The following is a 13,235-nucleotide window of genomic DNA, read 5'->3' as shown; positions in this document are numbered from 1 at the left end:
TCCCGACCCCTGCGTCCCCGGCTGCGCGCCCTGCGGCCCGAAGCCTTCGGCGCGGACCCCTCCGGCGCACGGCTGGAGCGGATCCTGCGCTCGCCAGGAGGCCCCGGCACAGCCCGCCGCAGGCGACCCGGCCGGGGACCCGGACGACCTCTGGGCCGGCGAACCCGCGGCGCCCGCCGCCGACGCCCCCGCCGGACGGCCCGGGCACCCGGCGCAGCCCCACCCGCACGCCCCCGCCCAGCCCGCCGCAGGCGACCGGCTCACCCCCGAGGAGGCCCGCACCGTCGCCTCCTGGGACCGCGACCTCGACGCCCTCGAAGGCGAGCTCCGCCGCGCCCGCGCAGCCGTCCGGGACGTCGAGCTGCCCTCCGCCCTGTCCGCGAGCCAGCTCCTGCGCCTCGCCGCCGACGAGCAGGGCTTCGTACGCGATCTCGCCCGCCCCATGCCCAAGCCCCCGCAGCCCGCGGCGCGCCAGGGCACCCGTTTCCACGCCTGGGTCGAGTCCCGCTTCGACGAGCTGCCCCTGCCCCTCCTCGACGACCTCCTCGACCCCGCGACCGACCTGCCCGGCTCCGACCAGGAGGTCGCCGACGAGGCCGACCTCGCCGCCCTCAAGGCCGCCTTCGAGCGCAGCGAGTACGCCGAGCGCACCCCGTACCGGATGGAGGCCCCGGTCCAGCTGACCCTCGCCGGCCGGGTGATCCGCGGGCGCATCGACGCCGTGTACCGCGAGCCCGACGGCTCGTACGAGGTGGTCGACTGGAAGACCGGCCGCACCACCCAGGCCGACCCCCTCCAGCTCGCCGTGTACCGCCTGGCCTGGGCCGAAGCCACCGGCACCCCCCTGGACCGGGTCTCGGCCGCCTTCCTGCACGTCCGCAGCGGACGCGTGATCCGGCCGCGCGACCTCCCCGGCCGGGACCGCCTTGAGCGGATCCTCCAAGGCGAATCGGGCACGGCCGGGGCCTCCCGGGCGGACGGTTAGGCTCGTGGCCATGAGCGAAACCCCGGACAGCGTCGTCCGCACGTACATAGACACGCACCGCGCCGCCTTCCTCGACGACCTCGCCGAGTGGCTGCGCATCCCCTCCGTCTCGGCCCAGCCCGAGCACGCGGACGACGTACGCCGCAGCGCCGACTGGCTCGCCGCGAAGCTCAAGGAGACCGGCTTCCCGGTCGCGGAGGTCTGGGAGACCGCCGGGGGAACCGGCGCCCCCGCCGTCTTCGCGCACTGGCCGGCCGCCGACCCGGCCGCCCCCACCGTCCTCGTCTACGGCCACCACGACGTGCAGCCCGCCGCCCTCGCCGACGGCTGGCACACCGAGCCCTTCGAGCCGGTCGTCAAGGACGGCCGGATGTACGGGCGCGGCGCGGCCGACGACAAGGGCCAGGTGTTCTTCCACACCCTGGGCCTGCGCGCCCACCTCGCCGCGACGGGCGCCGAGGCCCCCGCCGTGCACCTCAAGCTGCTCGTCGAGGGCGAGGAGGAGTCCGGCTCCCCGAACTTCCGCGACCTCGTCGAGGACCGCGCCGCGGAGCTCGCCGCCGACGTCGTGATCGTCTCCGACACCGGCATGTGGTCCGAGACCACCCCCACCGTCTGCACCGGCATGCGCGGCGTCGCCGACTGCGAGATCGACTTCCACGGGCCCGACCAGGACATCCACTCCGGCGCCTTCGGCGGAGCCGTGCCGAACCCGGCCACCGTCGCCGCCCGCCTCGTCGCGGCGCTGCACGACGAGGACGAGCGGGTCACGATCCCCGGCTTCTACGACGGCATCGCCGAGCTGACCGACGCCGAGCGCCGGCTGATCTCCGAGCTGCCCTTCGACGAGGCCGAGTGGCTCCGTACGGCCAAGTCGTACGCGGCCGCGGGCGAGGCGGGCTACTCGACGCTGGAGCGGGTCTGGGCCCGGCCGACCGCCGAGGTCAACGGCATCGGCGGCGGGTACCAGGGCCCCGGCGGCAAGACCATCGTGCCGGCCTCCGCCCACCTGAAGCTGTCGTTCCGCCTGGTCTCCGGGCAGGACCCGTACGAGGTCGAGGCGGCCGTCCGGGACTGGGTCGCGGCCCGCGTCCCCGCCGGGATCCGGCACCGCATCGTCTTCGGCGCACCCACCCGGCCCTGCCTGACCCCGCTGGACCACCCCGCGCTGCAGTCCGTGGTCCGCGCCATGGGCCGCGCCTTCGGGCAGCAGGTCCGCTTCACCCGCGAGGGCGGCTCCGGCCCGGCGGCCGACCTCCAGGACGTGCTGGGCGCGCCGGTCCTGTTCCTGGGGATCTCCGTACCGTCCGACGGCTGGCACTCGCCGAACGAGAAGGTCGAGCTCGACCTGCTCCTCAAGGGCGTGGAGACCGCCGCCTACCTGTGGGGCGACCTCGCCGAGAACTGGTCGCCCGCCACCACCTGAAGCCGAAGCACGTTCCGTACGCCTGCCTTGTCCCACCACCGGGGGAGTTGGAAGTACCTGTGAGCACCCATACCGAGCGTCCTCTCTCGCTCACCGCGCCCAGCGACATCGACCGCGCCGCGCACCACCGCCTCGACGAGGCGTGGCTCGCCGCGGCCTGGAGCCACCCCACGACCCGCGTCTTCGTCGTCTCCGGCGGCCAGGTGCTGATCGACGACACCCCCGACGGCGGGACGGGCATCGTGATGACCCCGGCCTTCGAGGCGCCCGTCACCGAGACCCACCGGTACTTCCTGGGTACGGACGAGGACGGCGTACGGTACTTCGCGCTGCAGAAGGACTCGCTGCCGGGCCGCATGGACCAGTCGGCCCGCCCGGCCGGGCTCCGCGAGGCGGGGCTGCTGCTGAACCCGCGCGACGCCGGGCTGATGGTGCACGCGGTGGCGCTGGAGAACTGGCAGCGCATGCACCGTTTCTGCTCCCGCTGCGGCGAGCGCACGGTCGTCGCGGCGGCCGGCCACATCCGCCGCTGTCCGGGCTGCGGCGCCGAGCACTACCCGCGCACCGACCCGGCCGTGATCATGCTGGTCACCGACGAGCAGGACCGCGCGCTGCTGGGCCGCCAGGTGCACTGGCCCGAGGGCCGCTTCTCCACGCTGGCCGGCTTCGTGGAGCCGGGCGAGTCCATAGAGCAGTCGGTGATCCGCGAGGTGTGGGAGGAGGCGGGGGTGCGGATCGGCGAGGTCGAGTACGTCGCCAGCCAGCCCTGGCCGTTCCCGTACAGCCTGATGCTGGGCTTCAACGCCCGCGCCGTCAGCTCGGAGATCACCGTCGACGGCGAGGAGATCCAGGAGGCCCGCTGGTTCTCCCGCGAGGACTACCGCGCCGCGATCGAGGCGGGCGAGGTACTGGCCCCGTCGGGCATCTCCATCGCGGCCCGCCTGATCGAGCTCTGGTACGGCCAGCCGCTGCCGAAGGAGCCGGCACTCGCCTGAGCCCGACGGCCCGAGGGGAACGCAGAAGGCCCCCGCCGGGGCGGGGGCCGTTTCCGGGAGCGTGCGGGTCAGACGGCCAGGGCCTGCTTGACCTGGGCCAGGCTCGGGTTCGTCATGACGGACTCGTTGCCGGCGGAGGACTTCACGAGCACGGTGGGGACGGTCTGGTTGCCGCCGTTGGCCTTCTCCACGAACGCCGCGGACTCGGGGTCGAGCTCGATGTTGATCTCGTTGTACGCGATGCCTTCCCGGTCCAGCTGGGTCTTCAGCCGGCGGCAGTAGCCGCACCAGGTGGTGCTGTACATCGTGACGGTGCCCGTGTCCTGCATGCTCGCTCCTCTGTGAGTCTCGGTGGATCGCGGTGCCGGGTGATCCGGGGAGTGGAACGTCCCGTGCCGCCCGGCCATTCCCGGCCGGATCCGCGGTGTGACCGATTCGACCGCCCGCCGGTCCACTCCCGGTCCACTTCCGATGCAGCGCGCGATCCAGCCCTCGATCCAGTCCTCGATGCAGGGCTCGATGCAGGGCTCGATCCCGTGCTCTCGGTCCAGGGCTGGGGACCGGCTGATCCACGGGCGGCGGCCGGTGTGACGGATGCCATGGGCCTGTGGACAAGTTTCCCGTCCGGCCCACCGGACCTGGCAGCATGGCAGGGTGACAGCAGCAACGCACTCCTCATCCGTACCGGCCGGCGGCGGCGCCGACGTCGACCCCGACGCCGTGCTCCAGGGCCTCGACCCCGAGCAGCGCGAGGTCGCCACGACCCTGCGCGGGCCGGTGTGCGTGCTGGCGGGTGCCGGTACCGGCAAGACCCGGGCGATCACCCACCGCATCGCCTACGGCGTCCGCTCGGGCCAGCTCATGCCCGCCAGCGTGCTGGCCGTCACCTTCACCAACCGCGCCGCGGGAGAGATGCGCGGCCGCCTGCGGGCCCTCGGCGCGGGCGGGGTCCAGGCCCGCACCTTCCACTCGGCCGCCCTGCGCCAGCTCCAGTACTTCTGGCCCCGGGCCGTCGGCGGGGAGGTGCCCCGGCTCCTCGAGCGCAAGATCCAGTTCGTGGCCGAGGCCGGCGCCCGCTGCCGCGTCCGTCTCGACCGCAACGAGCTGCGCGACGTCACCGGCGAGATCGAATGGGCCAAGGTCACCCAGACCGTCCCCGCCGACTACCCCGCCGCCGCCCTCAAGGCGGGCCGCGAGGCCCCCCGCGACACCGCCGAGATCGCCCAGATCTACGGCACGTACGAACAGCTCAAGCGCGACCGCGGAATGATCGACTTCGAGGACGTGCTGCTCCTCACCGTCGGCATCCTCCAGGACCGCCACGACATCGCCGAGCAGATCCGCACCCAGTACCAGCACTTCGTGGTGGACGAGTACCAGGACGTCAGCCCGCTCCAGCAGCGGCTGCTGGAGCTGTGGCTCGGCGACCGCGACAGCCTCTGCGTCGTCGGCGACGCCAGCCAGACCATCTACTCCTTCACCGGCGCGACCCCCGACCACCTGCTGAACTTCCGCGACCGCTACCCGCAGGCCACCGTGGTCAAGCTGGTCCGCGACTACCGCTCCACCCCCCAGGTGGTCCACCTTGCCAACGGCCTGCTGAACCAGGCCCGGGGCCGGGCCGCCGAACACCGGCTGGAGCTGGTGTCCCAGCGCGAGCCCGGACCCGACCCGGCGTACGCGGAGTACCCCGACGAGCCCGCCGAGGCCGAGGGCGTGGCCCGCCGGATCAGGGACCTGATCGCGGCCGGCGTCCCGGCCGGCGAGATCGCCGTGCTCTACCGCATCAACGCCCAGTCCGAGGTCTACGAGCAGGCCCTCGCCGACGCCGGGGTCCCGTACCAGCTGCGCGGGGCGGAGCGCTTCTTCGAGCGCGCCGAAGTGCAGAAGGCGGTCCTCGCGCTGCGCGGAGCCGCCCGCTCCGCCGGCAACGACCCGCTCCTCGACGACATCGTCGAACTGGGCTCCCAGGTCCGGGCCGTGCTCAGCTCCACCGGCTGGACCGCCGAGCCGCCCGCCGGCTCCGGCGCCGTGCGCGACCAGTGGGAGTCCCTGGCCGCCCTCGTCCGCCTCGCCGAGGACTTCGCCCGGGCCCGCCCCGGCGCCGGCCTGGCCGAGCTCACCGTCGAACTGGAGGAGCGCAAGGCCGCGCAGCACGCGCCGACCGTCCAGGGCGTGACCCTCGCCTCGCTGCACGCCGCGAAGGGCCTGGAGTGGGACGCCGTGTTCCTGGTCGGCCTCACCGACGGCATGGTGCCCATCACCTACGCCAAGACGGACGAGCAGGTCGAGGAGGAGCGGCGGCTGCTCTACGTCGGGGTCACCCGCGCGCGGCTCCACCTGACGCTCTCCTGGGCGCTCTCCCGCGCTCCGGGCGGGCGGGCCTCCCGCCGGCCCAGCCGTTTCCTGAACGGCCTGCGGCCCGGCTCCGCGGCCCCCGGCAGCCGCCCGGGCACCCCGGAGGGGGGCGGGGCGGCCCGCAAGCGCGGTCGCCGCGGGCCGGTGCTGTGCCGGGTCTGCGGCCGGACGCTGACGGAGGCCGGGGACATCAAGCTGATGCGCTGCGGCGACTGCCCGTCGGACATGGACGAGGGCCTCTACGAGCGGCTGCGCGAGTGGCGCGCCGGCCAGTCGAAGCTCCAGGGTCTGCCCGCGTACTGCGTCTTCACGGACAAGACGCTGATGGCGATCGCGGAGGCCGCTCCCTCCGAGCCGGGGGAGCTCTCGATGATCTCCGGCGTGGGCGGCCGCAAGCTCGAGCGGTACGGCGCCGACGTCCTGGCCATCTGCACAGGTCAGGAGCCTGGGGGCGAGGATCCTGACGACGCGTAGAAACTCGTCGGAAAAATAGTTTGCACATGCCCGGCGAAGCCCCATAGGTTCTTAGCAACGGAAACGGTGGCTTCTCCGAAGCCCGGGATCCGTGCTGTACTTATCCGAATACGCATGGGACAGGCCTTCGGGCCGGGTCCCCGAGACGCCGAGAGGAGGCGAGACCAGTGGCCAGCTTCATGACCTTCACCAAAATGACCGATCGCTCGGTCGACGCTTCCTGCCTGCTCGGTTCCGTCTCCCTCCTGGGCACCGGTCTGTCCGCGGTCTCCGCCGACAGCCCCGCCCTGCTGGCGACCCTTCCGGTCAGCGAGCGCAATGAGCGACCGACCAAGGCACTGGTGGCAGTAGCGGAAGCCCGCGCGGCGCATGGCGCCTATGGCTTCGCGGCCGCGGCCGGTGCCGGAATTCAGACGCAGACGAAGCAGCAGCACCACCTGATGTGGGCCTTCCGCGGGCTCGAACCCTGGAGTGATCCAGCCTGATCGCATGATCAGGCCGGCGCCTTCAGGGCCGCGGAACCCCACCCGGGATCCGCGGCCCTTCTGTTTGTCCCCGACCGGGGACGGCGGAGCGAAGGGGCCTCGGGACTGGCAGGACCAGCAACCAGCCGCCACCCGGCCGACCGGCCGGAACGACTAGCCGAACAAGACGAGGAAGAAAACACCGTGCAACTCGAAGCGCACGCCCCGTCCGTACCGCAGACCCAAACGATCTCCCCGCCCGCAGTCCCGGAGGACCCCGCCTTGACCCCCCTCACCGCGCTCACCGCGCTCGACGACGCCATCGAGAACCTCGGCGTACCCGTCCCCTGCCGCACCTTCGACCCCGAGGTCTTCTTCGCCGAGTCCCCGGCGGACGTCGAGTACGCCAAGTCCCTCTGCGGCACCTGCCCGCTGGTCGAGGCCTGCCTCGCCGGTGCGAAGGAGCGCCGCGAGCCCTGGGGCGTCTGGGGCGGAGAGCTCTTCGTCCAGGGCGTGGTCGTGGCCCGCAAGCGGCCCCGTGGCCGTCCGCGCAAGAACCCGGTTGCAGCGGCATGACCGCCATCGGAACCATCGACCGCCCCCTCACGCACGACCCCTTGAAGCAGGCCCCCATGTCCCCCTACACCACCACGAGCGAGCAGCCGCACGGCTCCGCCACCGCAGACTTCATCACCGCCGGCGCGATCACCTCGCGTCAGAACAGGACCCGAGAAATGCAACTCATCCCAGAAGCCATGGCCCGTGCCCATATGGACGACCGCATGCGCGAGGCGGACGCCGAGCGTCACGCCCTGCGCCTGGTCGCCGCCCGGCGCATGCAGCGACGGGCCGAGCGCGTCTCCATGCGCGCCCGGCGCGCGCTGGCCATGGCCGTCATGCACTGAGCATCCGAGCTCACGGGGGGACCGGTCCGAACGGACCGGTCCCCCCGGTGCGTTGCGGAGGCCGCCGCGGCCCCGCGGGGATATCGTCTGGTGGTGGACCAGCCGACCCCCCACCCCACCCCGCCGGGGCCCGAGGCCCAGCCCGTCGTCTGCGCGCGCTGCGGTACGCGCTCACCGGGCGGCGCCCCGCCGCCGCCCACCTGGACGTGCTCGGTGGAGAACGGCACCAGACAGTACTTCTGCGTCGACTGCGCGCGCGCCAACCTGCGTGCCATCGAAGGCCGGCTCGACTCCTCCTGGTGGTGACGCGCTCCCGGCCGCCGCGGTGCGGTGCGCCCCGTCCGGTCAGTCCTCGGGCAGGAACCCGGGGAGCCACTCCTCCAGTTCGTCGCGCAGCCGCACCGTCGCACCGAGCTGGCACAGGACGCCGATGGTGCTCAGCGTCACCCGGTGGATCAGCAGGTAGGACGGCGGCAGGTTGATCTGCCGTCCCAACTGGTGGGCGGGGGAACGGGGATCGGCGATCCGCGCCGCCTGCCCGCGCAACCACGGCCGGGTGAAGGTGAACTCGTCGGCCTCGGCGGGCTCGATGATCGGCTTGAGGTAGTCGAGCACCGCGTCCGGGTCGAGTTCGATGCTCTCCCTGACGAACCCCTCGGTGCGCAGGTGCCCGTAGACCCCCTCGGCGTCGCCGTCCAGGGTCATCCGCAGTGACCGGCCGATGGGCTTGGGCCAGCCGCCCGGCAGCCGGTCCACGGTGCCGAAGTCCAGCACGCCCAGCCGTATCCGGCCGTCCGCCCCGGCCACGAGCCGGAAGTTGCCCGGATGCGGATCGGCGTGCAGCAGCCCGGTGCGGGCCGGCCCGGAGAAGAGGAACCGGGCCAGCAGCTGTCCGGCACGGTCGCGTTCCTCCTGCGTGCCGTCGGTGATCACCTCCGAGAGCGGGGTGCCCTCCATCCACTCGGTCACCAGCACCTGGTCGCTCTGGTGGACGACGTCCGGGACGACGACGTCCTCGTCGGCGTCGAAGGCGTCGGCGTGGGTGCGCTGGGCTTCGGCCTCCAGCTCGTAGTCCAGCTCCTCCGCGACCCGGTCGCGCAACTCGGTGATCAGCGGCTTGATGTCCATGCCCGGAACCAGCGGACCCAGCAGGCCGGCGAACCGGCTGAGCTGCTTGAGGTCCGACAGAAGGGCCTCCCCGGCCCCCGGGTACTGGACCTTGACCGCCACCTGCCGTCCGTCGTGCCACACCGCACGGTGGACCTGCCCGATCGAGGCGGCCGCGGACGGCTTGTCCTCGAACTCCTCGAACAGCTCCCGCCAGTCCTCGCCGAGCCGCTGCGCCAGCACCTCGTGCACCCGCGCCGCGGGCAGCGGCGGGGCCGCTTCCTGAAGCTTGGTCAGCGCCGCCCGGTAGGGGCCGGCGACCTCCTCGGGCAGCGCCGACTCGAACACCGAAAGGGCCTGCCCGAACTTCATCGCGCCCCCCTTCAGCTCCCCGAGCGTGCGGAACAGCTGCTCGGCGGTGCGCTGCTGGAGCTCGCGGGCCACGATCTCGGCGGACTTGCCGCCGATCCGCTTGCCCAGGCCCCAGGTGGCCCGGCCCGCGATGCCGAGCGGCAGCGCGGCCAGTTTGACGGTGCGCGTGACCGCCTTCCGGGGAAGATCAGACATGAGCCCCTCCAGTTCACAGACTGCTGTGCCGCGAGCGGCGGTTCGAGGCGCGGCTCGGCCCCCGTCGCATCCTGCCATGCCCCCCCGATCCCCCGGAGCGGGGCACCTGCCCCGGATCCGGCGGGAGTCCGCCCGCTCACGAGGGCACCTCCCCGGAACCCACGGCCGGCACCGGCCCCGCCGCGACCGCCGCCGGGGCCGCCGCGGCGCAGGGGCAGTCCGGGTGCGGCCGCAGCGCGGAGCGCTCCCAGTGCAGCCCGGGCAGGGCGGCCTCCCAGCGGGCGGCCGTCGAAGCGGGCAGCTGCCCGTCGAGGAAGGCCAGGGCGTGGGCCGCCGCCAGGCCGGCCACCGCCGTCGACAGCCCCAGATCGCAGGCGCCCGCCCCGCGGCGGCGGTGCGCCGAGCGCCACTGCACCAGCATCCGCGGCCAGGCCGGATCCCGGTCGACGCGGTCGCGCTCCATGCACCCCGCGCACGCCGTGGACCCGGGCAGCACCAGGGGCCCGACCAGCCCCGTCCCCTCCAGCACCCCCGCGTACAGGTGCGGGGTGCCCGTCGCCACCCAGTCGGCGGCCGTCGCCGGATCGGGCGCCCACGCCTGGAGGGCGTCCCGCGGCGCGACCACCACCAGTGCCAGCTCCGGCCCCGGCCCCTCGGGATCACCCGCACCCGGAGCCCGCCCCGGGGCCGACTCCCGTACGAGCGCGGCCGCCGCCTCGGCCCGCAGCCGGCCCACGCTGCCCGGATCCAGCCCGCCCGGCGCCACGTCGGCGACCTCCACCCGGCCCCCGTCGAGGACCTCGACCCGGCCCACCCCGGCCCCCGCCAGTACGGCGGCGATCACCGCCCCCACCCGGCCGCTCCCGCGCACCTGGACCCGTAACGCCCTGCGCGCCGCGATGCCCCGCAGGTCCCCTCCCGGCTCCCGGTGCACCAGCGAGAGCGAGCCGAGATCGGGCCCCAGCCGCTCCAACACCTCGGGCCGGCTCCGCAAGGCCTGCGCCCGAGGCCCCCCGGCGGTGAGGTCGTCCAGCAGCCCGGCCTCCGCGAGCCGCCTGACCAGCCCGTCCGCCTGGCCCTCCGGCAGCCCCGTCGCGGCGGCCTCGGCCCGCAGCAGCTCCATGCCCCGCGTCCCGTCGATCCGGTCGATCAGCGATCCGGTGGCCGTGTCCAGCGGTCCGAGCACCACCGCGTGGGCGGGCGTCACCCCGAACTGGACCGTCTGCAGGTCCCGCCACGCCCGCGCCAGCGCCGGCTTCACCTTCGGATACATCCCGACTCCCCTCTCGCCGGTCTCCCGGCTCCTGCGCCACCGCGCCCAGCGCCCCAGCGCTCCTGCGCTCCAGCACTCCTGCGCTTCTGCGTTCCTGCGTTCCTGCGGTTCTGTGTTTCCGCGTCTCCGCCACGATGCCCGGCCGCCGGATCGCGTGCGCAGATTTGTCCACAGGCAAGGGGTATTGGGCATATGAGATGAAGAAAGAGAGTGCTTCGGACACCGCCGGCGAACCGATCATGTTCGAACCTCGGACGCGCGGGACTTCCACCACGGCGACCGGGTAACGTCAAAGCGTGTCAGCCGAGCCCCCGCAGCGAGCCGTCGAAGTCCGCCGGAGCGCCCGCCGCCGCAGGACCGTGTCCGCCTACCGTGAGGGCGAGCGGACGGTCGTCCTGATCCCTGCCCGGATGTCCGAGGCGGAAGAGCGGCGCTGGGTGGGCGTCATGCTCGACAAGCTCGCCGCCCAGGAGAGCAAGCGCACCCTCGGCGACGCGGAACTGATCGAGCGCGCCGGGCGTCTGTCCGAGCAGTACTTCAGCGGCCGTGCCCGCCCGCGGTCGGTCCGCTGGGTCACCAACCAGAACACCCGCTGGGGCTCCTGCACCCCCGCCGAGGGCAGCATCCGGCTGTCCCACCGCCTCCAGGGAATGCCGGAGTACGTCGTCGACTACGTGCTGCTGCACGAGTTGGCGCACCTCCTGGTGCCCGGCCACGGCCCCCGTTTCTGGGAGCTGCTGGAGGCGTACCCGAAGACCGAGCGGGCCCGGGGATTCCTCGAGGGAGTGGCCGCGGCGGAGCGCCTGCCCCGCGTCCCGGCCGCCCGCGGGGAATGACCTCCCGTCACGGAGAGTGAGTGTGTACCGGGTCGGTACCGGCTTGGCCGGATGTCGGCAGGAGCCGTTAGCCTGAGCGGCACACATCGAGCAGCACGCATCCGGCGGTGCACGCAGTCGTAGTCGGGATGGGGGACGGTCGGACACATGGCCAGGGAATTCCAACGCGGCCACAAGGCCAAGATCAGTGATCTGACGGCGGGTACCGATCTGTACGTGGGCGTCCAGATCTCCGGGCCGGGGCTCACCTTCGACATCAGCTGCTTCGGCCTCGACGCCGACGAGCGGCTGTCGGACGACCGCTACTTCGTCTTCTTCAACCAGCCGAAGTCACCCGAGGAGTCCGTCCAGCAGCTCGGCCCGCAGGCCGGTGACACGGAATCCTTCCGGGTGACCCTCGACCGCGTGCCCGCGGCCATCCACAAGCTGTCCTTCACCGCCACCCTCGACGGCGCCGGGCAGATGTCGCAGATCGGACCCGGCTACATCCGGGTCGTGGCCGGCGGTGAGGAAGTCGTCCGGTACTCCTTCACCGGTGCGGAGTTCAGCACCGAACGCGCCCTGATGATCGGTGACTTCTACCGCAAGGACGTGTGGCGCTTCGCCGCCGTCGGACAGGGCTTCGACGGCGGACTCGCCGCACTACTGGAGCACTTCGGCGGCGAGGTCGCCGAGGACGAGGCGCAGCCCGAGCCGCAGGCCCCGGCCCAGCCGCAGGCCGGAGCGCCGAGCTTCGCCCCGCCCGCGCAGGCCGCCGCCCCGGCCCCCTCCTTCGGCGCCCCGGTCCAGCAGCCGCCCGCCCCCGCGCCGTACGCCCCGCCGCAGCAGCCGCAGCAGCAGCCGCCTGCCCCGCAGCCCCCGGCCCCGGCGCCCGTGCACTCGGCCCCGACCATGGTCGCTCCGCTGGCCGCGCCCGCCCCCGCGGCCCCGTACGGCCAGCCGCCCCACCCCCCTCAGCAGCCCGGCCCGCCCTCGTACGGGCAGCAGCCCTCCTACGGCGGCCAGGTCCCGCCCCCGGCCCCGGCCCCCGCGCCCTACGGCGGGCAGCCGCAGCCCTCGTACGGCCAGATCCCGGGCCAGCAGCCGGGCGCCCAGCCCCCCTACGGGCAGCAGCCCGCGTACGGCCAGCAGCCCCCGCCCCCCTACGGCCAGGCCCCGCAGGCCGCCGCGCCCGGCGCCGGGCTCGCCGCCGCCCTCCAGCCGTACAAGGAGGCCCCCACCGGCGCCCGCTGGACCCCGCAGAACCAGCAGCTCATGCGGGTCGACCTCGCGATGGGCGGCCAGGCCGTCCTCGCCCGCCAGGGCAGCATGGTCCTGTACCAGGGCAAGGTCGACTTCAGCTACAAGGGCGCGGGCTTCGCCGGCCGCATCGTCGGCAACGCCACCGGCCAGGAGATGCAGCTGATGCGCTGCACCGGCCGCGGCCAGGTCTTCCTCGCCGAGAACGGCGCCGACCTGCACGCCATCGAGCTCCAGGGCGACGGGATCTGCGTCTCCGCGGAGAGCGTCCTCGCCTTCGACGAGTCCCTCCAGTACGAGGTCCGCCGCATCGAGGGCCACGGCATCCCCGGCGGCGCCCTGTTCACCATGCTGTTCCAGGGCTCCGGCACGGTCATCGTCAAGACGCACGGCGTGCCCGTCGTACTGCCCGTGACCCCCACCACCTTCGCGGACAGCAACGCCATCGTGGCCTGGTCGGCCGCCTCGCAGGTGATCATTTCCAGCCAGGTCCGGCTGCGCCGCAACGCCTACCCGGGCCACAGCGGGGAGACCGTGAACCTGCAGTTCCGCGGCGCCCCCGGCAACTTCATCGTCGTCCAGCCGTACGAGGTCTGAGGGAGCCCC

The 13,235-nt window shown here is 73.6% G+C and carries 13 protein-coding genes; 10 read left to right on the top strand and 3 right to left on the bottom strand.

What is annotated here, in order from left to right; genetic code table 11:
• The 3 genes from AB0D45_RS17875 to nudC form a co-directional block, all read left to right on the top strand.
• A partial coding sequence (locus tag AB0D45_RS17875; RefSeq protein WP_362459852.1) for a PD-(D/E)XK nuclease family protein occupies nucleotides 1-985 on the top strand: 985 nt, incomplete at its 5' end.
• Nucleotides 986-995: 10 nt separating this feature from the next.
• Nucleotides 996-2,411 carry a dipeptidase gene (locus AB0D45_RS17870; protein WP_362459849.1) on the top strand — a complete coding sequence of 472 codons (1,416 nt, stop codon included), beginning with the start codon at nucleotides 996-998 and terminating at the stop codon, nucleotides 2,409-2,411.
• 47 nt (nucleotides 2,412-2,458) lie between these two features.
• The gene (gene nudC / locus AB0D45_RS17865; RefSeq protein ID WP_362459847.1) at nucleotides 2,459-3,406 is read left to right on the top strand and encodes an NAD(+) diphosphatase; all 948 of its coding nucleotides are present in this window, start codon (nucleotides 2,459-2,461) and stop codon (nucleotides 3,404-3,406) included.
• Between the two features lie 68 nt (nucleotides 3,407-3,474).
• On the opposite strand, the gene AB0D45_RS17860 is transcribed toward nudC, so the two are convergent.
• Nucleotides 3,475-3,735: a mycoredoxin gene (locus AB0D45_RS17860; protein WP_031151539.1), complete on the bottom strand. Its 261-nt coding sequence runs from the start codon at nucleotides 3,733-3,735 to the stop codon at nucleotides 3,475-3,477.
• A gap of 391 nt (nucleotides 3,736-4,126) precedes the next feature.
• On the opposite strand from AB0D45_RS17860, the gene AB0D45_RS17855 reads away from it, so the two are divergent.
• From AB0D45_RS17855 to AB0D45_RS17835, 5 genes are all read left to right on the top strand, one after another.
• Nucleotides 4,127-6,238 (top strand): ATP-dependent DNA helicase UvrD2, encoded by a 2,112-nt coding sequence (locus tag AB0D45_RS17855; protein WP_362459865.1) that lies wholly within the window; start codon nucleotides 4,127-4,129, stop codon nucleotides 6,236-6,238.
• A 179-nt stretch (nucleotides 6,239-6,417) separates the two neighbouring features.
• On the top strand, nucleotides 6,418-6,723 hold the full coding sequence (locus AB0D45_RS17850) for a hypothetical protein (RefSeq protein WP_361601464.1): 306 nt from the start codon (nucleotides 6,418-6,420) through the stop codon (nucleotides 6,721-6,723).
• A 183-nt stretch (nucleotides 6,724-6,906) separates the two neighbouring features.
• Nucleotides 6,907-7,278 (top strand): WhiB family transcriptional regulator, encoded by a 372-nt coding sequence (locus AB0D45_RS17845; RefSeq protein ID WP_351879426.1) that lies wholly within the window; start codon nucleotides 6,907-6,909, stop codon nucleotides 7,276-7,278.
• Nucleotides 7,275-7,607 carry a hypothetical protein gene (locus AB0D45_RS17840; protein ID WP_361601421.1) on the top strand — a complete coding sequence of 111 codons (333 nt, stop codon included), beginning with the start codon at nucleotides 7,275-7,277 and terminating at the stop codon, nucleotides 7,605-7,607. The genes AB0D45_RS17845 and AB0D45_RS17840 overlap by 4 nt, the downstream gene beginning before the upstream one ends.
• A 93-nt stretch (nucleotides 7,608-7,700) precedes the next feature.
• Complete coding sequence (locus tag AB0D45_RS17835) at nucleotides 7,701-7,913, top strand: hypothetical protein (protein ID WP_362459843.1); 213 nt, start codon at nucleotides 7,701-7,703, stop codon at nucleotides 7,911-7,913.
• A 39-nt stretch (nucleotides 7,914-7,952) separates the two neighbouring features.
• On the opposite strand, the gene AB0D45_RS17830 is transcribed toward AB0D45_RS17835, so the two are convergent.
• Together AB0D45_RS17830 and AB0D45_RS17825 are read right to left on the bottom strand one after the other, a co-directional pair.
• The gene (locus AB0D45_RS17830; protein ID WP_362459840.1) at nucleotides 7,953-9,281 is read right to left on the bottom strand and encodes an AarF/ABC1/UbiB kinase family protein; all 1,329 of its coding nucleotides are present in this window, start codon (nucleotides 9,279-9,281) and stop codon (nucleotides 7,953-7,955) included.
• Between the two features lie 136 nt (nucleotides 9,282-9,417).
• The gene (locus AB0D45_RS17825) at nucleotides 9,418-10,554 is read right to left on the bottom strand and encodes a ThiF family adenylyltransferase (protein WP_362459837.1); all 1,137 of its coding nucleotides are present in this window, start codon (nucleotides 10,552-10,554) and stop codon (nucleotides 9,418-9,420) included.
• A 296-nt stretch (nucleotides 10,555-10,850) separates the two neighbouring features.
• Between AB0D45_RS17825 and AB0D45_RS17820 the strand changes: the two genes are divergently transcribed.
• Both AB0D45_RS17820 and AB0D45_RS17815 read left to right on the top strand, forming a co-directional pair.
• On the top strand, nucleotides 10,851-11,390 hold the full coding sequence (locus AB0D45_RS17820) for a M48 family metallopeptidase (protein WP_361601409.1): 540 nt from the start codon (nucleotides 10,851-10,853) through the stop codon (nucleotides 11,388-11,390).
• Nucleotides 11,391-11,537: 147 nt separating this feature from the next.
• Entirely contained in the window at nucleotides 11,538-13,226 is a 1,689-nt protein-coding gene (locus AB0D45_RS17815; RefSeq protein WP_362459834.1) for a TerD family protein, read from the top strand.
• Nucleotides 13,227-13,235 lie beyond the last annotated feature (9 nt).

Source organism: Streptomyces sp. NPDC048352, assembly GCF_040651895.1.
Classification (GTDB): Bacteria; Actinomycetota; Actinomycetes; order Streptomycetales; family Streptomycetaceae; genus Streptomyces.
The sequence above is the reverse complement of the archived record's forward strand: the minus strand, read 5'-3'. Positions and strand labels throughout refer to the sequence as shown.

What these genes read in the sequence shown, in the direction of transcription:
- AB0D45_RS17840 (WP_361601421.1), top strand. Translation starts at nt 7,275, where the DNA reads ATGACCGCCATCGGAACCATCGACCGCCCCCTCACGCACGACCCCTTG.
- AB0D45_RS17870 (WP_362459849.1), top strand. Translation starts at nt 996, where the DNA reads ATGAGCGAAACCCCGGACAGCGTCGTCCGCACGTACATAGACACGCAC.
- AB0D45_RS17825 (WP_362459837.1), bottom strand. Translation starts at nt 10,554, where the DNA reads ATGTATCCGAAGGTGAAGCCGGCGCTGGCGCGGGCGTGGCGGGACCTG.
- AB0D45_RS17850 (WP_361601464.1), top strand. Translation starts at nt 6,418, where the DNA reads ATGACCTTCACCAAAATGACCGATCGCTCGGTCGACGCTTCCTGCCTG.
- AB0D45_RS17830 (WP_362459840.1), bottom strand. Translation starts at nt 9,281, where the DNA reads ATGTCTGATCTTCCCCGGAAGGCGGTCACGCGCACCGTCAAACTGGCC.
- AB0D45_RS17815 (WP_362459834.1), top strand. Translation starts at nt 11,538, where the DNA reads ATGGCCAGGGAATTCCAACGCGGCCACAAGGCCAAGATCAGTGATCTG.
- AB0D45_RS17860 (WP_031151539.1), bottom strand. Translation starts at nt 3,735, where the DNA reads ATGCAGGACACGGGCACCGTCACGATGTACAGCACCACCTGGTGCGGC.